This is a genomic window from Shewanella chilikensis (assembly GCF_002836945.1).
GTDB classification, from domain to species: domain Bacteria; phylum Pseudomonadota; class Gammaproteobacteria; order Enterobacterales; family Shewanellaceae; genus Shewanella; species Shewanella chilikensis.
Genome location: NZ_NIJM01000065.1, coordinates 1 through 22065, shown reverse-complemented (window position 1 = coordinate 22065; position 22065 = coordinate 1). Strand labels below are relative to the sequence as shown.

At 52.1% G+C, this 22065-nt stretch carries 22 protein-coding genes and 1 other RNA gene; 15 read left to right on the top strand and 8 right to left on the bottom strand.

Features of this window, described 5'->3' with window-relative positions; all coding sequences use genetic code 11:
* Window positions 1-156: 156 nt before the first annotated feature.
* Window positions 157-2691, bottom strand: a complete 2535-nt coding sequence (locus tag CX651_RS17915; protein ID WP_101057339.1) for a penicillin-binding protein 1A — start codon at window positions 2689-2691, stop codon at window positions 157-159.
* A 182-nt stretch (window positions 2692-2873) separates the two neighbouring features.
* On the opposite strand from CX651_RS17915, the gene CX651_RS17910 reads away from it, so the two are divergent.
* The 9 genes from CX651_RS17910 to CX651_RS17870 all read left to right on the top strand — a co-directional run bounded on the left by CX651_RS17910 (window position 2874) and on the right by CX651_RS17870 (window position 12045).
* On the top strand, window positions 2874-3953 hold the full coding sequence (locus tag CX651_RS17910; RefSeq protein ID WP_101057337.1) for a pilus assembly protein PilM: 1080 nt from the start codon (window positions 2874-2876) through the stop codon (window positions 3951-3953).
* The gene (locus CX651_RS17905; RefSeq protein WP_039035982.1) at window positions 3941-4528 is read left to right on the top strand and encodes a PilN domain-containing protein; all 588 of its coding nucleotides are present in this window, start codon (window positions 3941-3943) and stop codon (window positions 4526-4528) included. Before CX651_RS17910 ends, CX651_RS17905 begins: the two co-directional genes overlap by 13 nt.
* Window positions 4525-5145 (top strand): type IV pilus inner membrane component PilO, encoded by a 621-nt coding sequence (locus tag CX651_RS17900; RefSeq protein WP_039035983.1) that lies wholly within the window; start codon window positions 4525-4527, stop codon window positions 5143-5145. The genes CX651_RS17905 and CX651_RS17900 overlap by 4 nt, the downstream gene beginning before the upstream one ends.
* Window positions 5142-5660 carry a pilus assembly protein PilP gene (locus CX651_RS17895; RefSeq protein ID WP_039035984.1) on the top strand — a complete coding sequence of 173 codons (519 nt, stop codon included), beginning with the start codon at window positions 5142-5144 and terminating at the stop codon, window positions 5658-5660. Before CX651_RS17900 ends, CX651_RS17895 begins: the two co-directional genes overlap by 4 nt.
* Before the next feature lie 69 nt (window positions 5661-5729).
* Window positions 5730-7736 (top strand): type IV pilus secretin PilQ, encoded by a 2007-nt coding sequence (locus CX651_RS17890; RefSeq protein ID WP_373296865.1) that lies wholly within the window; start codon window positions 5730-5732, stop codon window positions 7734-7736.
* Between the two features lie 328 nt (window positions 7737-8064).
* A complete protein-coding gene (aroK, locus tag CX651_RS17885) occupies window positions 8065-8580 on the top strand; it encodes a shikimate kinase AroK (protein WP_025011596.1) in 516 nt (171 codons plus the stop codon).
* 8 nt (window positions 8581-8588) lie between these two features.
* Entirely contained in the window at window positions 8589-9665 is a 1077-nt protein-coding gene (aroB, locus tag CX651_RS17880) for a 3-dehydroquinate synthase (protein ID WP_101057333.1), read from the top strand.
* Between the two features lie 16 nt (window positions 9666-9681).
* Window positions 9682-11157: an AAA family ATPase gene (locus CX651_RS17875; RefSeq protein WP_101057331.1), complete on the top strand. Its 1476-nt coding sequence runs from the start codon at window positions 9682-9684 to the stop codon at window positions 11155-11157.
* 48 nt (window positions 11158-11205) lie between these two features.
* Window positions 11206-12045 (top strand): Dam family site-specific DNA-(adenine-N6)-methyltransferase, encoded by an 840-nt coding sequence (locus CX651_RS17870; protein ID WP_101057329.1) that lies wholly within the window; start codon window positions 11206-11208, stop codon window positions 12043-12045.
* Window positions 12046-12064: 19 nt separating this feature from the next.
* On the opposite strand, the gene CX651_RS17865 is transcribed toward CX651_RS17870, so the two are convergent.
* Both CX651_RS17865 and CX651_RS17860 read right to left on the bottom strand, forming a co-directional pair.
* Window positions 12065-12253, bottom strand: coding sequence for a DUF2970 domain-containing protein (locus CX651_RS17865; RefSeq protein WP_101057327.1), 189 nt, complete (start codon window positions 12251-12253; stop codon window positions 12065-12067).
* The gene (locus tag CX651_RS17860) at window positions 12254-12604 is read right to left on the bottom strand and encodes a hypothetical protein (protein WP_101057325.1); all 351 of its coding nucleotides are present in this window, start codon (window positions 12602-12604) and stop codon (window positions 12254-12256) included.
* A 192-nt stretch (window positions 12605-12796) separates the two neighbouring features.
* On the opposite strand from CX651_RS17860, the gene rpe reads away from it, so the two are divergent.
* Genes rpe through trpS form a run of 3 tightly spaced genes read left to right on the top strand, consistent with a single transcriptional unit; the run spans window position 12797 to window position 15168 of the window.
* On the top strand, window positions 12797-13465 hold the full coding sequence (gene rpe / locus CX651_RS17855) for a ribulose-phosphate 3-epimerase (RefSeq protein WP_039035991.1): 669 nt from the start codon (window positions 12797-12799) through the stop codon (window positions 13463-13465).
* Between the two features lie 3 nt (window positions 13466-13468).
* On the top strand, window positions 13469-14155 hold the full coding sequence (locus CX651_RS17850) for a phosphoglycolate phosphatase (RefSeq protein ID WP_283103281.1): 687 nt from the start codon (window positions 13469-13471) through the stop codon (window positions 14153-14155).
* An 8-nt stretch (window positions 14156-14163) separates the two neighbouring features.
* The gene (gene trpS / locus CX651_RS17845) at window positions 14164-15168 is read left to right on the top strand and encodes a tryptophan--tRNA ligase (RefSeq protein ID WP_025011602.1); all 1005 of its coding nucleotides are present in this window, start codon (window positions 14164-14166) and stop codon (window positions 15166-15168) included.
* A 57-nt stretch (window positions 15169-15225) separates the two neighbouring features.
* Here trpS and CX651_RS17840 read toward each other — a convergent pair whose 3' ends face one another.
* Window positions 15226-16116 (bottom strand): LysR substrate-binding domain-containing protein, encoded by an 891-nt coding sequence (locus CX651_RS17840; RefSeq protein WP_101057323.1) that lies wholly within the window; start codon window positions 16114-16116, stop codon window positions 15226-15228.
* A 122-nt stretch (window positions 16117-16238) separates the two neighbouring features.
* Between CX651_RS17840 and CX651_RS17835 the strand changes: the two genes are divergently transcribed.
* Window positions 16239-17114: a DMT family transporter gene (locus tag CX651_RS17835; RefSeq protein ID WP_101057321.1), complete on the top strand. Its 876-nt coding sequence runs from the start codon at window positions 16239-16241 to the stop codon at window positions 17112-17114.
* Between the two features lie 35 nt (window positions 17115-17149).
* Here CX651_RS17835 and CX651_RS17830 read toward each other — a convergent pair whose 3' ends face one another.
* From CX651_RS17830 to CX651_RS17815, 4 genes are all read right to left on the bottom strand, one after another.
* Window positions 17150-17719 (bottom strand): BON domain-containing protein, encoded by a 570-nt coding sequence (locus CX651_RS17830; RefSeq protein ID WP_101057319.1) that lies wholly within the window; start codon window positions 17717-17719, stop codon window positions 17150-17152.
* Window positions 17716-18309 (bottom strand): phosphoheptose isomerase, encoded by a 594-nt coding sequence (locus CX651_RS17825; RefSeq protein WP_039035996.1) that lies wholly within the window; start codon window positions 18307-18309, stop codon window positions 17716-17718. The genes CX651_RS17830 and CX651_RS17825 overlap by 4 nt, the downstream gene beginning before the upstream one ends.
* 96 nt (window positions 18310-18405) lie before the next feature.
* The gene (locus CX651_RS17820; RefSeq protein WP_101057317.1) at window positions 18406-18732 is read right to left on the bottom strand and encodes a YraN family protein; all 327 of its coding nucleotides are present in this window, start codon (window positions 18730-18732) and stop codon (window positions 18406-18408) included.
* Between the two features lie 8 nt (window positions 18733-18740).
* Window positions 18741-20570: a penicillin-binding protein activator gene (locus CX651_RS17815; RefSeq protein WP_101057315.1), complete on the bottom strand. Its 1830-nt coding sequence runs from the start codon at window positions 20568-20570 to the stop codon at window positions 18741-18743.
* 88 nt (window positions 20571-20658) lie between these two features.
* On the opposite strand from CX651_RS17815, the gene rsmI reads away from it, so the two are divergent.
* Complete coding sequence (gene rsmI, locus CX651_RS17810; RefSeq protein ID WP_101057313.1) at window positions 20659-21501, top strand: 16S rRNA (cytidine(1402)-2'-O)-methyltransferase; 843 nt, start codon at window positions 20659-20661, stop codon at window positions 21499-21501.
* 44 nt (window positions 21502-21545) lie between these two features.
* Window positions 21546-21915: RNase P RNA component class A (rnpB, locus tag CX651_RS17805), an RNA gene on the top strand.
* The last annotated feature ends 150 nt before the right edge of the window (window positions 21916-22065 follow it).

Genomic DNA, 22065 nt, shown 5'->3' with positions numbered 1-22065 from the left:
TGATGGGAAACGGGATAGAGCCTATCCACGTGCGTTAAAAATGAGTAAAAACAAGTATCCCATTAAGCCTAAGAAAAATGCCGTTCACACTAAGTGAACGGCATTACGCCAATCGGCGCGTTTTTTAATGTTTAGCAGACGGTGTTAAACAGACTGTTACTGGAACAGCTCTTCTGGCGGTGTTTCGATAAAGATGTCGCTGTCATCTTCGGCGCCAGTGGCGTATTCCTTGGGTTCTGTACCCTGAATAAAGTACTCGAAGTCGCTGGTGTAGTCTGTCTTACGTGACAGCTTGCCGCTATCCAAATCAATACGCACCGAAACGATTCCAGCCGGAGGAATGCTGGGTTCTTCCGGCGTTCCTTCCAGGGCATCGCGCATAAACTCGTTCCAGCCTGGGCCCGCGGTCTTGGCACCGGATTCGGCCCCTGAAATCTGATCTTTGGCGCCGCTGGCATTCCAGGCGGTACGTCCCAGCTCACGGCCATGGTCATCGAAGCCGACCCAGACAGTGGTGGCAAGCTTAGGATTGTAGCCACTGAACCAGGTGTCCCGCGATTCGTTGGTTGTTCCCGTTTTACCGGCTATGTCATGGCGTTTGACCACTCTGGCGGCGCGCCAGGCGGTACCGTTCCAGCCAGTGCCCTTGCTCCAGTTACCGCCACCCCAGATAACACTCTTGAGGGCATCGGTGATCAGGAATGCGGTCTGCTCGCTGATCACTTGCTTGGCGTGACGGGCACTTGGGCTGTCACAGCTGAAAGGATCTTCCTGAACCAGGGGCTGCTGCGGCTCTTGCATAGTCAAATTGGTTATCGCGTTATCCGCCATATCTTCTTCAGGCTTAAGTGGCGCGTCGCAGGCCAGGGCAGGATGAGCCAGCTCAAGGATTTCGCCCTGAGCATTCTGGATCCGTTTGATGAAGTAAGGCTCAACCAGATAACCCCCGTTGGCGAAGGTCGAGAAGGCTGTGACCACCTGCAAAGGTGTTGCCGATGGCGAACCCAGCGCCAGAGACTCGTTGCGGTTGAGCTCTTTGGCATCGAAACCAAATTGCACCAGTTTGTCGATGGCGGCATCCAGTCCAACATAGCGTAGGGTTCTCACCGACATCACGTTGATAGACTGGGCCAGCCCCAGACGCAGCCTGGTGGGGCCGCCGTATACGTCGGGTGAGTTCTTGGGACGCCAAGCCGTACCTTGGCTGAGATCCGGTTTGTTGATAGGCGCGTTGTTGATCAGTGTCGCCAGGGTATAGCCTTTCTCCAGCGCTGCGGCATATAGGAAAGGTTTTATGTTGGAGCCCAACTGACGCTTGGCCTGAGTTACCCGGTTGTACTGGCTCTGACTGAAGCTATAACCACCGACCAGTGCCTGAATTGCACCATCTTTAGGATCTATCGAGACTATGGCGCTGGCAACCTGAGGCACCTGAGCCAATTGCCAGATATCGCCGTTATGACGTACCCAAATCTGCTCGCCTACTTTCAGGAACTGTTCGGCTTTCTTCGGTGGTGCGCTCTGGCGTTTGTCACTGATAAATTTGCGGGCCCATTTGAGGCCATCCCAAGGCAGAGTGAGCTTTTCTCCCGACGCGAGCAGGACCTGTGCCTGCTGTTCCTCTACTTGCAATACGGCGGCAGGCCTGAGCTCTTGAATGGGCATGGTTTTCTTCAGAGTAGCAATCAACTCGCTCTCATCAGGTTGTTTGTCTGTCCATAGAACCGCTTCAGGACCTCGATAGCCATGGCGTTCATCATAGGCGTAGACATTGTTGCGCAGTGCCTTCTGGGCTTTTAACTGCAGTGATGAGTCTATGCTGGTGTAAACATCGTACCCACCGGTATAGGCTTCCTCTTCACCGTATTTTTGCACCATATAATCTCTGGCCATCTCTGAAATATAGGGGGCGTAGAGATCGATTTCGGCGCCATGGTATTTGGCGGTAATAGGTTGAGCACTGGCTTCGTTATATTCACTCTGGGTGATATAGCCGACCTCCAGCATACGGTTGAGCACCAGGTTACGACGGGTCAAAGCTCGGCTGGGGGAGGTGATAGGGTTGAGTGTTGAAGGGGCTTTTGGCAAGCCGGCGATAACTGCCATTTCAGCAAGCGTCAAGTCTTTGACTTCCTTGCCATAATAAACTTGAGCCGCGGCGCCAACCCCGTAGGCCCGCTGTCCAAGATAGATACGGTTGACATAGAGCTCCAGAATCTCATCTTTAGTCAGCAGCTGCTCTATGTGGATAGAGATAAATATCTCTTTGACTTTACGAATAATTGTCTTGTCTCGGGTCAGGAAGAAGTTCCTGGCCACCTGCATGGTAATGGTACTGGCGCCCTGCTTTTTTTCGCCGGTGGCCAGCATAACCAGTGCGGCCCGCGCTACCCCTATGGGATCGACGCCTTTGTGTTCATAAAAACGTGAATCTTCGGTTGCCAGGAAGGCCTGCAATAACGGTTTTGGCACATCGGCCAATTCCAACGGGATCCTGCGCTTTTCACCGAATTGTGAGATCAGCTTGCCGTCACTGGAATAAACCCTTAGTGGCGTTTGCAGTTGCACTGTCTTGAGTGTGGCGACATCCGGGAGTTCGGGGAGGACGTAGAAGTAGGCTCCAACGATAGCTGCAACCCCCAAAAGGGCCAGACTGAATAGAGCTATGAGTATACGTTTTAACCACTTCACGAGATTATTCCAAAACTTGCTGCGGGCACAATAGTATATAAGGCGTTTTGTGCAGGGTGAAGCAAAAAGGCAGCGTCAAAAAATTAGCCGTTGTAATGTGCTCAAACATTTTATACAAAGAGGCGTAACAATTTGAAAATGTGCTACTCTAAAACCTAACAATAACAAAGTGACAAAGGACTATGCTTTCGAATCTATGGAAGCGTCAGGCTCCGCAAATGGTGGGTATTGACATCGGTTCTCACGAGGTCAAGGCAATCCTGCTGGGCAAGACAGGTGATGGTTATAAAATCCAGGCTTATGCCGTAGCTCCTGTTAAAAAAGGGGCCATCAATGATCATGATATTCGCGATCCTGAAGCTGTCATTGAAGCAATGAAACAGCTCAAGAAGCAATTGCCCAAAGCAACTAAATTTGCTTCCGTAGCTGTATCCGGATCAGCCGTAATGACTAAAGTCATCTACATGGATGCCTCTCTGAGTGAGGTGGAAATGGAGGCACAGATTGAGATTGAAGCGGATAACCTTATTCCCTATTCACTTGATGAAGTCAGTATTGATTTTGAGACGCTGAGCGTTAACAAGACAGATCCCAGTAAGGTTGATGTTTTGCTCAGTGCTTGCCGAACCGAAAATATCGATGCCAGAATCGATGCGCTGGACAGTGTTGACCTTGAGCCCAAAGTCGTTGATGTAGAAGGTTATGCTTTAGGCCGTTCCCTTGAATTGGTCTTGGGACAGCTGCCGGACGGCGCGGCAGATCAGGTGGTCGCTTTGGTTGATATCGGTGCCAATATGACTACCTTCGCGGTAGTGGAAAAAGGGGAAACGGCCTTTATCCGCGAGCAAGCATTTGGTGGTGAACTCTTCACTCAATCTATATTGTCTTTTTACGGCATGTCCTATGAACAGGCGGAAAAGGCCAAGATAGAAGGTGATCTACCTCGCAATTATATGTTTGAGGTGTTATCGCCATTCCAAACGCAATTATTGCAACAAATAAAACGCACGCTGCAAATATATTGCACTTCCAGTGGTAAAGATAAAGTCGATCATTTGGTGCTTTGTGGCGGCACTTCCAAATTAGAAGGTATGGCTAATCTTCTGACCAATGAATTAGGTGTTCATACTATAATTGCTGACCCCTTTCAGGGAAGTTTGCATGCAGACGATTCAGTAAAAAATGCCCTGCAACCCCATATCAGTAAATACATGGTGGCCTGCGGCCTGGCGCTGAGGAGTTATGGTCAATGGCGAACATAAATTTATTACCATGGCGCGAAGAAGCCAGGGAAAAACAGAAACGTGACTATATAGGGATTTTGGCTGCTGTTTTTATTGGCGCCGCGTTGTTGGTTTACATGGCACTGAACTTTATCGGTTTGATGACAGAGGACCAACGTCAGCGAAATGCTTATCTTCAATCAGAAATTAGTTTGCTAGACAAGCAGATAGCTGAGATTACCAAGATCAAACAGCGCAAAAAGGATATTGAACGTCGCACCGAGATTATTCTTAACCTGCAACAGGCGCGTAATTTGCCAACCCACGTATTGGATGAGCTGGTACGGGTTATTCCGCCAGGCATCTATCTTTCCAGCATAGAAAAGAAAGGCAGCCTGATCTGGATCGAAGGCCGCAGTGAGTCCAATAACAATGTCGCCAACATGATGCGAAAAATTAAAGCATCAGAGTGGCTTCAGGACCCGAGTATGCAGTCGATAGTTTCTCAGCAGGAAGAACTCAGAGAGCTGCAACGCTTCAGTCTCAAGGTCAGTATTAAGGGAGCAAACCGGCTTGAGGGGACGGCACAGATGGCGAAAGGAGCGGGCAAATGAGTTTCGATTTGAGCCAGTTCAATGACCTGGACATGGAGAATATCGGCGCTTGGCCGACTCAGGTCAAAGCTGTGTTTGCCGGCTTGCTGGCAATTCTGGTGTTCGTTGGTGGCTATTATCTGTTTGTTTCAGATGCCATAGATATTTATCAGTCTGAACAAGTTAAAGAGCAACAACTGCGTGATGATTTCAAGCAAAAGTATCTTTTGGCCGCTAACCTGAAATTATATCGGGAGCAGTTGGTGCAGATGGAAGCGCAATTTGCCGAATTGCTGAAGATGCTGCCATCTGAAAACGAAATGCCGGGTTTACTCGATGACTTGACCTATGTGGCTACAGATGCCGGGTTGAAGATCCAAAGTCTGGATTGGGACGCTGAGATCCAGCGGGACTTCTACATTGAATTCCCGATACGTATGGCCGTGACCGGCGATTATCACCAACTGGGCCACATGGTCGGCGGAGTTGCCAAGCTGCCGCGGATTGTCAGTCTGCATGATTTTGTTATTAAGCGTGACCCATCGGGCATCTTGGCGATGGAGATCCTTGCCAAGACCTACAGATTTAAAGAAGGAACGGAATTACCGCCGGAGAAGGCTAAGGGGAAAGGTAAATGAAACGACTCATTACCCTGACCGCTGCGGTGCTATTGCTGAGTGGCTGTATCGGTGACAGAGCGGATCTTGAGGACTTTGTTACCAGCACCAAGGCCCAGCCGGTTGCTCCAATCCCGCCGCTGAAAGAGCCGCCTCAGTTTGAGCACTTTGATTATCAGGCCGATATGATGCGTAGCCCCTTTGTACCGCCTTCCCGAGAGCTGACGGAAGAGGTGATAGACACCACCAAGGACTGCCTGCAACCGGATCTCAAGCGTCGCAAGGGCCGTCTCGAAACCTATGCTCTGGATAATCTCAAGATGCGAGGCACCTTGAGTGAAGACAAGGTGGTTTGGGCCTTGGTGGAAACGACCGATGGCAATGTCTATCGCATGGGAGTCGGTGAGTATTTGGGACTCTATCATGGCCGGATAGCTAAAGTGTCAGCACAGTATATCGATATCATTGAATTAGTACCGGACGGTTCCGGCTGCTGGACAGAGCGCAACAGCAGCCTGGAATTGACCGGAGAATAACAAGCGAAGGATGAGGGAATAATGGAATCTTCTGCCGCGAATATCACCCTAAAAAATGCAGCCAAATGGATGCAGTATGTCCTGGGCAGCTTACTCATCCTGGGGCTCAGTCCCTATGCTGATGCTTCCAACAAGCTGGTGGATGTTAAGTACCATGCCATTGTGGATCATCAACTGGAATTGGAGTTGGTGTTTGACAAGCCGATATCTGAGCCGGAAATCAATTTGAATGCTGATCCTGCCAGTATCCAATTGGACTTCAGCGACAGTATTTCTGCGCTGGAAAAAGCACAGATCCCTATTAACACTGCCGGGGTTGAGCAGCTGTCCAGCATGCAGGACGGCGACAAGTTGCAACTGGTTTTGGCACTGAAAAAAGTGAAACCTTATCAGGGTAAGGCCGTGGGTAACGTCTATCGTTTGACTGTCAATGATGAAGTCATGGAGCCCCAGAGCAAGGCCAGTAGTCCGTTTGTTAATAGCATAAAAAATATCGATTTCCGTCGCTTGGGGGATAAGGGTGGCGAACTGCTGGTTGAGCTGCGTAACTCATCGGTTGCCGCCAATGTGGAGCAGGTCGGTTCCAGGCTGGAACTGAAGCTGTACAACACAGATATTCCATCTGACATGCTTTATGTTATGGATGTACAAGACTTTGCCACCCCGGTGAAGAGTTTTGAGACCTTCAAAGAGGATCTGACCAGTCGAATCCTGATCGATATCAAGGGCGACTACGAATACAACTACAAACAAGACGGTAATATGTTCACCTTGGCGATGACCGAGGTCGAGCGTGCAGTTCAGTTGGAAGAAGAGAAGAAATACTCGGGCAAGACTCTGTCGCTCAATTTCCAGAATATTTCTGTCAGAACCGTGCTACAGATTATTGCCGATTACAACGACTTCAACCTGGTGACCAGTGATACAGTCGAAGGTAGTATCACCCTGAGACTGGATGACGTACCTTGGGATCAGGCGCTGGATCTTATCCTGCAGACCAAGGGGTTGGATAAGCGAATCGAAGGTAACATTCTTATGGTAGCGCCGGCTGAGGAGCTTGCCATACGTGAAGAAAACCAGCTCAAGAACAAGAAAAAAGTCTCTGAAGAGTTGGCGCCACTTTACTCGGAATATTTGCAGGTGAACTATGCCAAGGCCACCGAGATTGCCAGCTTGTTGAGGGGAGAAGGTTCAAGCCTATTGTCCAAACGTGGCACAGTTGCCGTGGACGAAAGAACCAACACTCTGCTGGTTAAAGACACAGCCGATATTCTGGAAAATGTGCACAAATTGATTGAAGTGCTGGACGTGCCTATTCGTCAGGTGTTGATTGAAAGTCGTATGGTCACGGTTAAGGATGATGTTGCTGAGGATTTGGGTATCCGGTGGGGGATTACAGATCAGCAAGGCAATAAAGGTACCTCGGGTAGTTTGGAAGGCGCTCAGGACATTACCAACGGCACCATTCCATCCATAGGCGATCGTCTCAATGTGAACCTGCCGGCGGCTCCTAGCAATGCTGCCAGCATAGCTTTCCATGTTGCCAAACTGGCCGACGGTACTGTTTTGGATTTGGAATTGAGTGCGCTGGAGCAGGAAAACAAGGGTGAAATTATCGCCAGCCCCAGAATTACCACCTCAAATCAGAAAGCCGCTTATATTGAGCAGGGTGTCGAGATCCCTTATGTGGAATCGGCTTCCAGTGGCGCGGCTACAGTACAGTTCAAGAAAGCGGTATTGTCGCTACGGGTAACACCACAAATTACCCCGGATAATCGTGTGATACTGGATCTGGAAATCACTCAGGATTCCCAAGGTAAGATAGTACAGACTCCGCTGGGAGAAGCTGTTTCCATCGATACCCAGCGCATTGGTACCCAAGTGTTGGTGGACAATGGTGAAACCATAGTGCTGGGGGGGATTTATCAACAGAACTTGATCAGCCGGGTTAGCAAGGTGCCTGTATTGGGGGATATTCCCCTGGTCGGTTTCCTGTTCCGTAATACTTCGGACAAGAATGAGCGCCAGGAGCTGTTGATCTTCGTAACGCCCAAGATAGTAACTGAAGAAATTTAGGGAAGGTGCGAAGTCCTCGTGACGTTCTCTTTTGTAGAGCGTGGTTTGGACTGCAATTGGCGTTCAAGGCATCTGATTGAGGCCATGCCGGGGTCTGCCTAAGTTTTTTCCAAACCTGTAAAACCTCAACCAAAGCCAGTGCCAGTCGCTGGCTTTGATGTTTGGGCGCGGGGAAATTTGGCTTTAATAGTCGGCATTACTTGCCTTGAATGTCCTTAAGCTGAGATAATCCCCGGTCAAGTCTCATAAGAGCAAGGTAACAAATCCCGTCGATTTGATAGTAAGTCGACATTCGGCAAACTTTTCATAAGATTCAGACGTACAAGAAATGGCTGAAAAACGTAATATTTTTCTGGTAGGCCCTATGGGCGCAGGCAAGAGCACCATAGGTCGTCATCTGGCACAAATGCTGCACTTGGAATTCCACGATTCAGATCAAGAGATTGAAAATCGCACCGGCGCTGACATTGCCTGGGTATTTGACGTTGAAGGCGAAGAAGGTTTCCGTCGCCGCGAGGCTCAGGTGATTTCCGATCTGACCGAGAAACAAGGCATAGTTCTGGCAACCGGTGGTGGCTCAGTTCAAAGCAAAGATATCCGCAACTTCCTCTCTGCCCGCGGTATTGTGGTGTATTTGGAAACCACTATCGATAAACAAGTGGCCCGCACTCAGCGCGACAAGCGTCGCCCCTTGCTGCAGGTCGATAACCCTCGTGAAGTGTTGGAAGCACTGGCAGACGTGCGTAATCCTCTCTATGAGGAAATCGCCGATGTTATCGTCAAGACAGACGAACAAAGCGCCAAAGTGGTGGCCAATCAAATCATTGAACAATTAGGTTTCTAGGACGCAAGATGCAACAGATCCGGGTTGATTTAGGTGAACGTAGTTATCCTATCTTCATTGGCCAGGGTCTGTTGGCCCAGAGCGATTGTCTTACGGCGAGCATCTCGGGGAAAAAGGTCCTCATTGTCTCCAATGACACAGTAGCTCCTATGTATCTGCAACCCTTGCAGCGTCTTCTGCTGCCCGCGGCTCAGGTTTTTGCTCATATTTTGCCCGATGGTGAGCAGTTCAAGACATTGGCACAGCTCGAAAGCGTATTTACGGCTTTGCTTGAGCACAACTGCGGTCGTGATGTGGTGCTGGTGGCACTCGGTGGTGGAGTTATTGGTGATATGGTCGGCTTCGCTGCCGCCTGTTATCAGCGGGGCGTGGACTTTATCCAGATCCCCACTACGCTTCTGTCTCAGGTCGATTCCTCTGTGGGCGGCAAAACAGCGGTCAATCATCCGCTGGGCAAGAATATGATAGGCGCTTTTTATCAGCCACAACTTGTGCTGATAGATACCCTGTGCCTGAAGACTCTGCCGGCACGTGAATTTGCCGCCGGTATGGCCGAAGTGATCAAATACGGCATCATTTGGGATGCTGATTTTTTCCTGTGGCTCGAAAACAATGTCGAGTCACTCAAGTCGCAGCAGCCAGAGGCGCTGGCTTATGCTATCCGTCGCTGCTGTGAGATAAAAGCCGAAGTGGTTGCCGAAGATGAGACAGAGCAAGGGGTTCGTGCCCTGTTGAATCTGGGGCATACCTTTGGTCATGCCATTGAGGCCGAAATGGGCTATGGTAATTGGCTTCATGGTGAAGCGGTTGCCGCTGGCACAGTCCTTGCTGCACAAACGGCAAAAGCCATGGAACTGATTGACGAGTCAATTCTCTGTCGCATCAGGGCGCTGCTACAGGCGTTCGACTTACCGATAACTGCACCAGAGTCCATGGATTTTGAAAGCTTTATCAAACATATGCGGCGTGACAAAAAAGTTTTGGCTGGGCAAATTCGCTTGGTTTTGCCCACTGATATGGGGCAGGCCGGTATTTTTGCTCAAGTGCCGGAATCCCTACTTGAACAGGTGATCTGCCGCGCTTGAACCTTGATGGGTGACAATGGTGGCAACCGAAGAACTTCTCCTGCCCTCGCAAGAGGCACTGTTACAAAGATTACAGCATCTGGCCTGTTACGGTCAGCAGCTGGTTTTGTTGCAGGGGCAGGTTGGAGCCGGTAAGACACGGCTGTTGACCGCCTTGGCCAATGTGCTCGATGAGCATAATCTGGCGTTGGTCAGTTGTCCTCAACATGCGGATGCCGCCGAAATAAGGCGCAAGTTGCTGATCCAACTACTGCCCGATCCTCTGTTTGACGACGAACAACCCCTGGCCGATACCCTGCTGCGTTATCTGGGTGAGATGCGCAAGCCTATCCACATTTTGATCGACGATGCCGACAACATGCCGCTGGTGCTCTGGGCCGAGTGTTTGCTATTGACTCAGTTGCAAGCCAGAGGTGAAGCTATCACGCTGACCTGTTCTGTCTCTCCGGAATTTGCCGAGCAGTTACAGCTGCAACTGCCTAAAGCACAGAAACCGCAGGTATTGCCGGTTAAGCTTGAGCCGCTTTCTCTGGCCGAGCGTGAAGGGCTGTATCAAACTTTGTTGACCCGCAGTGCGGTGCATACTTTTACGCCTCGGGCCATAGTGGTCAAGCAATTGGAGCGGCAACAAGGGACACCGGCCGAGGTTTTGGCATTGCTGGAGTTGGCCTTGAACGGTGAGCCGCCGAGACCAAGGGTATTCCCGTGGAAGACCTTACTGATATCGAGCCTTGCTGTGCTGAGTTGTTTGGCACTGCTCTGCTGGTATCTGTTGTGTTCGACCGAGCCTCTGCCCGAACTGACCAAGTCTGCCTTGGTACTGGAACATAGGACAACTCCCTTAAGCCAATTTGCCGAGCGCTGGCTCGATAATGAATCGGAATCGGCCTCGAAAGTTCTCAGCTCGGCTCCTGTATATATTCGTCTTGAACAACCGCGAAGCCAGAGCCTTGTTTCACCAGCGATTGACTCGCAGCAAGACCCGAAATCAGCTCAGAAAACAGAGTCCCAAGCGGATAGTCAGTCGACCCCAGAGCCGGAAACTGGTTCTGAACTGCTCAGCGATGCCAAAGCGGCGCTGGATGTAAAAACCGCTCCTGTTACCCAAAAGCCGCAGGTCAAAGAGGCTGCCTCTGCCTCTATGAATAATGAAGCGCAGGAAACTCAAGCTCAATCTGAGCTTGAACAAGAGCCCAGTGCCGGCGTGCTACCGACACAAGGTTACACCTTGCAATTGGTAAGTCTGAAACGCGAGTCTTCACTGACGGCATTTATGATTAAGCTGAAAAAAGTGAAAAATGTCAGAGTGGCCAAACATAAGGATTGGTGGGTGGTATTGGTAGGAGAATATGCCAGCAAGCAAGAGGCCATCGAAGCCGGGAAGGTATTGCAGCTGTCTTTGGACCTGCCTCAACCTTTGATTAAGTCCTGGCAATCACTGCAACACTATCGCTTACAAGCTGGCCTAAGTAACAGTGAAATTTCATCTTAAACCGAGTACAATCCTCACTTTCGTTTTTCCGGGCACCGATCAATTTTAATGAAGAAAAAACAAAGAGCCTTTCTCAAGTGGGCCGGTGGTAAATTTAAACTGGTTGATGCCCTGACTCAGCACTTGCCCAAGGGCGAGCGCCTGGTCGAGCCCTTTGTCGGTGCCGGTTCTGTGTTCCTCAACACAGATTACCCCAGTTACCTGCTGTGCGATATCAATCGTGATCTGATCGATCTCTACTCCATCATTCAGACTCGTCCGGAAGCATACATAGGGGCGGCGGCCGAGTTGTTTGTACCGCAGATGAACGACAAAGAGCAATACTATCTGATCCGAGATAAATTCAACCGTAGTCGCGATCCCTTCGATAGAGCTATCTATTTTCTCTATCTCAATCGTTTTGGTTTTAATGGCTTATGTCGTTACAACCGTAAAGGCTCATTCAATGTGCCCTTCGGTTCCTACAAGAAACCGTATTTCCCCGAGAAGGAAATACGTGGCTTTGCCGTCAAGGCACAAAATGCCGAATTTCGCTGTATTGGCTACGAGCAGGCGTTTGCCCTGGCCCAAAGCGGTGATGTAATTTATTGCGATCCGCCATACGCCCCCCTATCAACCACCGCCAGCTTTACTACTTATGTTGGGGCTGGCTTCTCTTTGGATGATCAGGCGCTGCTGGCCAGGCACTCTCGTCATACCGCCATTGAGCGTGGCATTCCAGTGCTTATCAGCAACCATGATATTCCGCTGACCCGTGAGCTTTATCATGGCTCGAGAATGGAAACGATTCAGGTGCAGCGTAACATCAGCCAGAAGGGCAGCACCAGAACCAAGGTGAATGAACTGATGGCTTTGTACGACGAAACCTATCACAACGAAAACGACTGACGCTTGCTGCCCACGGCAATCAGGCGAGTACTCGATTTACCAGCAGCAATAGTCCAACCACCAAGAATGCTGCCAGCAACACGCCTGTGATTATGTAGGGAAGCGGAGAGGAATTGGCGCTGAAGTCCCTGGCACGATTGGACTCACTCTGCACCCCGAAGAAGGCTGCCAGCGTACTGTAAAGGTAACGCCAGTAGCGGCCAAGCATCTAAAAACCGTTGTTGGAATTTGCCGGGGCGATATCGTCAACCGGTTTGCGTTGATGGCCGTGCAGCAACTCCATCAAGTCGACAAAATGGAACTGACCCGAACGACTCTTGCCGCTGAACCATCCCCTCCAACTCAAGTCATCTTCCTGAGTCGCACAGCGATTATTGGGATGGCTGGAAGGCAGACTGGGATTGTAGTCATTTTCCTGGCTGTAGCTACAGGCCAGATTGTTCGTGGAAGAACCCAGGCTTTGGAAGCCAACGGCAGTCGCTCCCACCACGCCAGCGGCGGCAGCGAGTATGACTGCTGACTTAATGCTGTGTGTGAAAACCTGCGGTTTCTGGTTCATCCTGTTCCATCCCCAAATGTGACATCGGTCGATTATAACAAAGCCGTTGATAAATTGAACAGCTTTTTACCAAGTAACAACCTTATTCCAACTTATGATGCTTTTCAACGGTAGAAATGGGCGCCAGGCTATAGAGCCCGAGCGCCTTGGCGGGTAAAATAGGCGACTTCTTAAACATCCTGTGAGATTGCTATGCGCCCATATCTTATTGCTCCTTCCATTCTGTCTGCCGATTTCGCCCGTCTGGGTGATGATGTTAAAGCCGTATTGGATGCGGGGGCCGACGTGGTTCACTTCGATGTGATGGACAACCATTATGTACCTAACCTGACCATAGGCCCCATGGTCTGTAAGGCGTTACGTGACTATGGCATTACCGCCGAAATCGATGTGCACCTGATGGTGAAGCCGGTTGACCGCATAGTGCCTGATTTTGCCAAGGCGGGGGCTTCTATTATCACTTTCCATCCTGAAGCCAGCGAGCATGTGGACCGCACAGTGCAACTCATCCGTGACCACGGTTGCAAGGCTGGCTTGGTATTCAACCCTGCCACGCCGCTGCACTACCTGGACTATGTGATGGATAAGCTGGATGTGATTTTGCTGATGTCGGTTAACCCTGGCTTTGGTGGCCAGTCATTCATTCCATCGACATTGGACAAACTGGCCGAAGTACGTCGCCGTATTGATGAGAGTGGCCGCGATATCCGTCTGGAGGTCGACGGTGGTGTTAAGGTGGACAATATAGCCGAAATTGCTGCTGCTGGCGCCGACATGTTTGTTGCCGGTTCAGCCATCTTTAGCCAGCCTGACTATAAGGCGGTTATCGACCAAATGCGCAGCGAACTGGCGGGAGTGTAAGTTATGATCGCAAGCAGTATCAGCGCGATCGCCTTTGATTTGGATGGCACTCTGGTTGACAGTGTGCCGGACTTGGCCGCCGCGACCCAAGCGACACTTGCCGATATGGGACTGCGTGGTTGCACTGAAGATCAGGTACGCAGCTGGGTTGGCAATGGCACAGAGATGTTGATGCGCCGCGCGCTGACCTCGAGCCTGGGAGCTGAACCGGATGCCTCTGTCATGGCCGATGCCATGCCGGTATTTATGAAGCATTATGAAGCCTGCCTTGAGCGTTACAGCAAGCTGTATCCCGGGGTTGAGTCTGTGCTCAGAACTCTGCAGCAAAGAGGTTTCAGGCTGGCTGTGGTCACCAACAAGCCTTATCGCTTTACCATCCCCTTATTGCAGGCTTTTGGTATTGAGTCGTTTTTCAGTGAAATTCTCGGCGGAGATTCTCTCACCAAGATGAAGCCGGATCCCTTGCCATTGACTCATCTGCTGGAGAAATGGCAGTTGCAGCCTCAGCAGATGTTGATGGTGGGTGATTCCCGTAACGACGTTCTGGCGGCGAAAGCTGCAGGTATTGCCTCAATCGGCTTGACCTATGGCTACAACTACGGTGAAGATATTGGGCTTTGCGGCCCAGATGCCGTATGCGATCATTTTGAGCAAATTTTGGCGCATTTGCCGCCACAGCAATCGGAGTAATGAAATTCATGAGCAGTCCCAAACCCATAGTATTGAGCGGTGCCCAGCCCTCAGGCGAGTTGACCATAGGTAACTACATGGGTGCCCTGCGTCAGTGGGTAGCCATGCAGGACAGCCATGATTGCCTCTATTGTGTGGTGGATCTGCACGCCATCACAGTGCGCCAGGACCCCAATGCCTTGCGTGAAGCTTGCCTGGACACATTGGCGCTGTACCTTGCCTGTGGTGTCGATCCCAAGAAGAGCACAGTATTCATTCAGTCACAGGTGCCGCAGCACACTCAACTGGGCTGGGTACTGAACTGTTACACCCAGATGGGGGAACTGAGCCGCATGACTCAGTTCAAGGACAAGTCGCAAAAGCACGCCAATAATATCAACGTCGGGTTGTTCGGTTATCCTGTGCTGATGGCGGCCGATATCCTGCTGTACCAGGCCAATGAGATCCCTGTCGGTCAGGATCAGAAACAGCATCTGGAATTGACCCGGGATATCGCCACCCGCTTCAATAACGCTTATGGTGACACCTTCACTGTGCCTGAGCCTTTTATCCCTGAGCTGGGTGCCAAGGTGATGTCGCTGCAGGATCCCACCAAGAAGATGTCCAAGTCAGATGACAACCGCAACAATGTCATCGGCCTGCTGGAAGATCCCAAGGCGGTGATGAAGAAGTTGAAAAAGGCGATGACCGACAGTGACGAGCCACCTGTGGTGCGTTTCGATATAGACAACAAGCCAGGGGTGTCCAATCTGCTGAGCCTGATGTCCGGGGTGACAGGCCAGAGCATAGCCGAACTGGAAGCCGAGTTTGAAGGCAAGATGTACGGCCATTTGAAAGTGGCTGCCGGTGAAGCCGTGGTTGGTATGTTGGAGCCGCTGCAACAACGCTTCCGTGAGTTCCGCGAAGACAGAGCCTTCCTGGAGTCTGTGATGAAGCAGGGCGCCGAAAAGGCCCAGGCCCGCGCCGAAGTCACAGTGAAGAAAGTCTATGAGAAGATAGGTTTGCTGGTGTAATTCCGCCAATCTTGAGAGCCGACCTACAAGGTCGGCTTTTTTGTGGCTGCGTTCGAGTTACTGCGGTTGCGGCTGGCTTGCCATCAACATCAGCCAATCGGCAAAGGCCGCAATGGCCGGCTCTTTGAGGCGCCGCTCTTTACAGCAAAAAGTGAATTCAAACCCTGTGTGCACGTCCGGCAGTTCAGCTTCTATCAAACGGCCGCTGGCAATATCATCCTCCACCATAAAGTCTGACGCCAGTGCTATGCCTTGACCGGCAATAGCCGCTTCTATGGCCATCAACACATGGCTGAAAATATGCTGCCTGTGATTGGGGGTCAGAGTTACGGCGTTGGCCTCGGCCCAGCGGTTCCAGTCCAGTCCCAGTGGGCCTTCATCCACGGTCAACAGTGGATACTGCTGCAGACTCTGAATCGTTATTTGTCCGGCTCTGGGCGGTAACTGTGGGCTACAAACCGGAATAAGCCGTTCCTTGTGCAGCACAGTCTGCCAGTATCCCCGTCGTTTGAGACCTCCGCTGATAAAGAGATCGGCTACACTGTCGCTGAGCTCGGGATCTTGGGCCACCATCTCCAGCCTTATCTGTACCTCGGGGTGACGGCGGCGAAAGTCGCTGAGTCTGGGGATCAACCATTTAACCGCAAAAGAGCTGTAAACCGCCAGTTTCAGCTCACGATTGGGCTCGCCGAACAAACGGCCAAGGTCAGCCAGTTCGTTGAATATTCGCTCCAGTTCTTCGTAGAGGATCTCCCCCTTGGGTGACAGTTTAAGGCTGCGCCCCTGACGCAGAAACAGAGGCTCGTCAAAGTGTTCCTCTAACAACCTGACCTGGTGGGATACGGCGCTCTGGGTGATACAAAGCTCTTCGGCAGCGCGGGAAAAATGGCTCTGGCGTGCTGCCGCTTCGAACACCTGCAGCGCTCTCAAAGGGGGAAGTTTTCGCATTGGCGACTCTGTTTTGATATTTAGTATGAATTTAATTCATTTATAGGTAAAAAACATCATTTCAATTTGGTTTTTAACCCGGATATGATGCCGCCGATTGAGAGTCGTTCAGGGTAACCAAGATGCAGAGAACCGTAGCTATCGGTTTGATTTTATTGACCGTAGGAAATCTCTTCAGTGCATTTTATGATGTGTCGGTCAAATGGTTGCCGGATGATGCCAATGCGGCGACCTTTCTGCTGGTGCGCCAGGTAACGGCGGTACTTATGTTGCTGCCTTTATGGATCAAGGCCGGTCGCCCGGGCACCTCTCATTTTAAGCTCCACCTTTGGCGTGCCAACACAGGAGCTGTTGGCGCGCTCTTTTTGATTATTGGCCTGATGGCGCTGCCCTTGGCGACTGTCAGCTCGCTATTCTATTCGGCGCCATTGATGATAATGGTGCTCGGCGCCGTATTTTTGAAGGAAAAGATCACGCCGTTGCAGTGGGGTATTGCCGCGCTGGGATTTGTCGGTATCTTGTTGATCCTAAAACCCAGTGAGCTGGAACTTGCCGGTATCGCTGTGTTGGTTTCGGCCTTTACCTTCTCCTTGAACCAGATGAGTCTGCGAAAGCTGCCCAGTACTGAGGCCGCCAGCCTGACTTTGCTCTGTTACAACCTGCTGAGTCTACCGCTGACTCTGTTGGTGGCGCTGTCGCAGCAATTGGCCGGGCTCAGTTGGCAACTACTTGGGGTGGCGCTGTTATCCAATGCTTTCCTGCTGGCGTATCACTGGTTCTGTGTTCTGGCTTATCGCAGGGCCAAGGCCAGTGAAATTGCCGTGGCTGAATATAGTGGACTGATCTTTATCGTCTTCCTGGGTTGGCTGCTGTTCGATGAGTGGCTGGATACCCTGAGTTGGGTTGGGGCCGCATTGGTGGTGCTGCCAACCTTGTGCCTGCCTGCCATTGCCAAGCTGATGAAAACCCGTGAACTGAAAGCACAAGAGCCGGTATAACCGGCTCTTGTTTGCATAGACGAGGGATTTGGCTGTTAAGGGGTGACGTAGTCGAACACCTTGATCACCTTACGTACCCCCGCGGTATTGCGGGCAATTTCCACTGCCAGATCGGCTTGCTCGCGCTCGACCAAACCCAGCAGAAAGACTTCACCGTTCTCAGTGATCACCTTGATCTTGGTGACATCCAGATTCTTGTCGTTGAGCATCCGTCCCTTGACCTTGGTGGTGATCCAGGTGTCGTTGCTGCGGGTGGTAAAGGATGTCGGGTTACCAATACGGATCTGGTTGTGGATCTTGCCACCCAGTTGCAGCTCTTTGACCAGCCGAATCGCCTTGTCTCTAAGCATGGAGTTGGGCGCCTGACCTATCATCAGTACATTGCCGTTCATACTGACGCCGGTGATATTGGTCTGATTCTTCAGATCCTCCTCCGCGCCCAGTACGCTGGAGATACTAAAATCGGCATTGGTATCATCCAACTGGGTTTTGAGCGAGCGCTCATCGTTGACTACCATGGCGCCGCCGACTGCACCCACCATTACGGCTCCGGCACAGCCGGTCAAACTGGTAAGCAGTAGACACAGGGGCAGCAGACGTCTCATTGATGCTCGTCCTGCGGGAACAGGGTACGGTCAATGTTGTCACACAGGCAGTGGATAACCAGCAGGTGCACTTCCTGAATGCGCGCAGTGACATTGGAAGGAACGCGGATCTCCACATCATTGGTGCTCAGCAATCCGGCCATGGCTCCGCCATCTTTACCCGTGAGCGCCACTATGGTCATATCCCGGCTCAGTGCAGCTTCCATCGCCTTGATAACGTTGCCTGAATTGCCGCTGGTGGAAATGGCCAGCAGTATGTCACCGGGTTGGCCCAGTGCCAGGATCTGCTTGGAAAACACTTCGTCATAGCTGTAATCGTTGGCGATGGCCGTCAGAGTTGAGGTGTCTGTTGTCAGAGCTATGGCCGGCAGCGGTGGACGCTCCACTTCGTAGCGGTTCAGCAGCTCGGCGGAAAAGTGTTGGGCATCACCGGCACTGCCGCCATTACCGCAGGCAAGGATCTTATTGCCACCCAACAGACATTGCACCATCATTTCTGCGGCCTTGGAGATGGACTCAGGCAGCGCCTCTGCGGCGTCAATCTTGGTCTGAATCGACTCGGTGAAGCTGTCTTTGATACGTTCTAACATGGATAAGTCCTTCACTATCAAGTGTTGCTATCATGCCATAGGCCGGTGGCTTTTTTCAGGCATAAAAGTGTAAATTTGTTTCGGGTTAAGCGTTTACTAAAAAGCGTCTTGCAGCCATTTCACCTTGCCGCCATCAATGGCCAGTAGATCGAAGCGACAGGGAGCATTGATCCTGTGTTGCTGCAGATACTGACTGGCGGCCTTGCGAAGCCTGGCAATTTGGGCCTGGCTCAATGACTGCAAAGCGCCACCGAATCGGCTGGGTGAGCGGTATTTTACCTCAACAAACACCCATTGGCTGCCCTGTTTCATCACCAAGTCCAGTTCGCCGAAACTGTAGCGCACATTCTGTTCGACAAAGGTCAGGCCCTGTTGTTCCAGATAACGGCGGGCCAGACGCTCGCCTTCCTGTCCAAGATCCATATGCCGGCTTACAGTGGCCGTAAAACGCCACGTTGGTATTTGGCCCAACTGAGTTGACGATCAATCACCCCATCCGGGCTCACCGTCAACTGGCCGCTGCGGCCATTGTACTGATATCCGGGGAAGGCATGCATCTGAGCCAGACGATTGACCAGCTGCAGGGCATCATAGCCCATCACATACAGGCGTTTTTGGGCGTTGCCCCAGGTGGGCCACAACTTGTTGACCACCTCGGTTTCTTCACTGGGCTGCAGTAACCAGGGGATATCACTGATGGTGATATTGTTCAGTTCAATCGCGGTTTGCTTGGCATTGTCTTCCTGACGGGCGCGGCTGCTGGTATACAGTGGCACCTGCTCGGCAAAGACACTGAAATTGACATCGATAAAGGGTTTAAGCAGCGGCAAGTCCTGAATGCCGGAGATCATATAGATGGCATCGATATCGGTACGGGAGCGGAAGTCGGCCTTCACCTTGCTGCCGAGCAGTGCCTTGATGGCCTGGATCCGCGCCTTGCTGTCCGTTACGCCGAGGGCGCTTTCCACGGTTTCGCGCATCTTGTCGCCGTTGTCATAGAAGTGGACTTCGGCATCACTGTCGGTCAGTTCCATCCAGGTTTGTTTAAAGCTCTGGGCCATACGTTGCCCCACTGCATCATTGCTGGCAAGCAGCAGTGGCACTTGTATGCCATCCTGATACATGCGTCTGGCAGCATCGCTCGCTTCCTGAGTGGGAGACAGGGCAAAGTAGTACTTATTCTGTTGCGGCGCCAGCTTATCTATTTGGTTGAGAAACAGTTGTGGCGGCGTGTTTGCCCCGGCAGCTTGCTGGGCCGCCATCACCTGTTCCACTTCGTTTTGCAGCAGTGGGCCAATCACAAATTCGGCGCCGCTCTGCAGCGCTTGCTGATAGGCCTTATCGGCACCTTGGGCCGTGTCGAAGAAGTTAAGGCTGACATTGCTGTCCGGTTCACTCAGATAACTGGCCAGTATGCCCTGACGCACTGTATTGGCGACCCCGGCTCTTGGGCCCGAAAGTGGCAGCAGCACGGCGATATTGCTCGGTCTGTAAGGCTTGGCGCTGAGCGCCAGTTGCAGATCCGAAGGCAACTGCACCGCGGCGGGATGATAAGGATTACGTTTCTGCCAATCACTCAACTGGCGGATCAGGCTTGAGGGATCCACCGCGTAGTGCTTGGCCAGATAAGCCAGCTGTAGCCAACCAGTAAATACGGCATCGCTCTCTTGAGCGGCAAAGCTCTGCAGGGTTTCTTCCTGCAGTGGCTTGAGCAATTGCCAGATCTGGTCGTTAACCTCGCCGGTTGCCTTTACCGGCAGATACTGACTGAGCTGACTCAGCTCACGCACTTGCTCCACGGGTTGCTGGTTGGCAGCAAACAGCCGGGCACGGGCCTGGTGATAACTGGCCCATTGCCAATCGGGTAGTTGCCAATTACCGGGATAATTCAAGGTGTTCAGCGCTTCGGCACTCTTGCCGGTCAGCTCTTGCAGGCGGGCGCTGAGAAAGCGGTGCTCGGCCTGGATTTCATCCACCGGGCTCAGCCCGGCCTGCATTGAACGCAGAATATCTGCAGCGGCATCTGTATCCCCTTGCTTGAGGTAAGCATTGGCGGCCAACAGCAGATAACGCTCGCGGTTTTCCTTGTTGGGCGCCTTGGCGGCAAATGCCAAATACTCGGCCGGGGCTTGCGGGGCGCTGACCAGAGAAACGACGGCCAGCTGTTCTTTGTCTGCCGATGGTGTGCTGCCACAGCCCCACAGGCTGGCAAGCAGAATCGCAGCAGAAATGTATTTAACTCTATTCAGGCTTTTTAACACAGGGCTTCACTCTGGTAAGATGCTGGCTCTAGTTTAACCTTCAATTGTGCCTGACGAAAGTCTCGGCACTTTCATCTCCGAGGTAGTTATGGACCTGTCGGTCGCGCTGTATATAGTTCCCACTCCCATAGGCAATCTGGGGGACTTGAGCCCCAGGGCTCTGGAAGTACTGAATCGGGTGGCGTTGATCGCCTGTGAAGACACTCGCCACAGCGGTAAATTGCTGAGTCACTTCGGCATAGACACCCGCACGACAGCGCTACATGACCACAATGAACGTGCCCGGGCGCAGTGGATTGTCGAACGCCTCGGCGAAGGTGAATCCATAGCGCTGATCAGCGATGCCGGCACGCCGCTGATTTCCGATCCCGGCTATCACCTGGTATCCCATGTGCGCGCCGCCGGTTATCCGGTGATCCCGCTGCCCGGCCCTTGCGCCGCCATTGCCGCGCTGTCGGCATCTGGCTTGCCCTCGGATCGTTTTTCGTTTGAAGGCTTTTTGCCGGCCAAAGACAAAGGGCGCCAGGATAAACTGCTGGCACTGAGAGAAGACCCGCGCACCCTGATTTTCTATGAGTCTCCCCACAGAATTCTGCCCAGCCTCAAGTCGCTGGTGGAGGTCCTGGGGCCGGATAGGCAGATGGTGATGGCGCGGGAACTGACCAAGACCTTTGAAACCTTCCTCTGCGGCACCACGGCCGAAGTGCTGGCGCAGGTAGAAGCCGATGCCAACCAGCAGCGCGGTGAAATCGTGCTTATGCTGCACGGTTTTGTCAGTGAAGAAGCCGACGAAACGCCCGCCGCGGCGCTGGATACCCTCAAACTACTCTGTGATGAATTACCGCTGAAGAAGGCGGCCGCCATTGCGGCACAGATCCATGGGTTGAAGAAAAACGCTCTCTATAAAAAAGGGCTGGAGCTGGGCTGGTAAGGAAATGCCTTGGTGTGAAGCCCGCTATGGGCTATAATCCGCGCCGAGTTGGCCGGGCAGTCGCTGCGTTCGCAAGAACGGGGAGGAAAGTCCGGGCTCCATAGAGCAGGGTGCCAGATAACGTCTGGGCGGCGTGAGCCGACGACCAGTGCAACAGAGAGTAGACCGCCTGCCTTCGGGCCGGTAAGGGTGAAAGGGTGCGGTAAGAGCGCACCGCGCGGCTGGTAACAGTTCGCGGCACGGTAAACTCCACCCGGAGCAAGATCAAATAGGGTTCCACTATTCTTCGGAATTAATGCGTGGCTCGCGTTGGAACCGGGTAGATTGCTTGAGCCTGTGAGCGATTGCAGGCCTAGAGGAATGACTGCCGCTCCTTCGGGAGAACAGGACCCGGCTTATAGGCCAACTCACCAAATAAAACGAGGCCGCCCGTGTTATCACGGGCGGCCTTTTGCTTTTCTACTCGAGTGGAGTGTTCATGGCTTGGGCTTGCTCAGGTTGCCTGATCTGCCCCGATAGTTTTGGACACCACGCTAAGCGAGTAAAATCGTTTAACGAGGTGAA

Bases quoted from the DNA above. Each gene is read 5' to 3' on its own strand.
- rpe (WP_039035991.1), top strand. From the start codon at position 12,797: ATGCGCCCATATCTTATTGCTCCTTCCATTCTGTCTGCCGATTTCGCC.
- CX651_RS17820 (WP_101057317.1), bottom strand. From the start codon at position 18,732: ATGGATCTTGGACAGGAAGGCGAGCGTCTGGCCCGCCGTTATCTGGAA.
- CX651_RS17835 (WP_101057321.1), top strand. From the start codon at position 16,239: ATGCAGAGAACCGTAGCTATCGGTTTGATTTTATTGACCGTAGGAAAT.
- rsmI (WP_101057313.1), top strand. From the start codon at position 20,659: ATGGACCTGTCGGTCGCGCTGTATATAGTTCCCACTCCCATAGGCAAT.
- CX651_RS17910 (WP_101057337.1), top strand. From the start codon at position 2,874: ATGCTTTCGAATCTATGGAAGCGTCAGGCTCCGCAAATGGTGGGTATT.
- CX651_RS17860 (WP_101057325.1), bottom strand. From the start codon at position 12,604: ATGAACCAGAAACCGCAGGTTTTCACACACAGCATTAAGTCAGCAGTC.
- CX651_RS17890 (WP_373296865.1), top strand. From the start codon at position 5,730: ATGCAGTATGTCCTGGGCAGCTTACTCATCCTGGGGCTCAGTCCCTAT.
- CX651_RS17905 (WP_039035982.1), top strand. From the start codon at position 3,941: ATGGCGAACATAAATTTATTACCATGGCGCGAAGAAGCCAGGGAAAAA.
- aroB (WP_101057333.1), top strand. From the start codon at position 8,589: ATGCAACAGATCCGGGTTGATTTAGGTGAACGTAGTTATCCTATCTTC.
- trpS (WP_025011602.1), top strand. From the start codon at position 14,164: ATGAGCAGTCCCAAACCCATAGTATTGAGCGGTGCCCAGCCCTCAGGC.
- CX651_RS17875 (WP_101057331.1), top strand. From the start codon at position 9,682: ATGGTGGCAACCGAAGAACTTCTCCTGCCCTCGCAAGAGGCACTGTTA.
- CX651_RS17870 (WP_101057329.1), top strand. From the start codon at position 11,206: ATGAAGAAAAAACAAAGAGCCTTTCTCAAGTGGGCCGGTGGTAAATTT.
- CX651_RS17895 (WP_039035984.1), top strand. From the start codon at position 5,142: ATGAAACGACTCATTACCCTGACCGCTGCGGTGCTATTGCTGAGTGGC.
- CX651_RS17825 (WP_039035996.1), bottom strand. From the start codon at position 18,309: ATGTTAGAACGTATCAAAGACAGCTTCACCGAGTCGATTCAGACCAAG.
- aroK (WP_025011596.1), top strand. From the start codon at position 8,065: ATGGCTGAAAAACGTAATATTTTTCTGGTAGGCCCTATGGGCGCAGGC.
- CX651_RS17840 (WP_101057323.1), bottom strand. From the start codon at position 16,116: ATGCGAAAACTTCCCCCTTTGAGAGCGCTGCAGGTGTTCGAAGCGGCA.
- CX651_RS17850 (WP_283103281.1), top strand. From the start codon at position 13,469: ATGATCGCAAGCAGTATCAGCGCGATCGCCTTTGATTTGGATGGCACT.
- CX651_RS17900 (WP_039035983.1), top strand. From the start codon at position 4,525: ATGAGTTTCGATTTGAGCCAGTTCAATGACCTGGACATGGAGAATATC.
- CX651_RS17830 (WP_101057319.1), bottom strand. From the start codon at position 17,719: ATGAGACGTCTGCTGCCCCTGTGTCTACTGCTTACCAGTTTGACCGGC.
- CX651_RS17865 (WP_101057327.1), bottom strand. From the start codon at position 12,253: ATGCTTGGCCGCTACTGGCGTTACCTTTACAGTACGCTGGCAGCCTTC.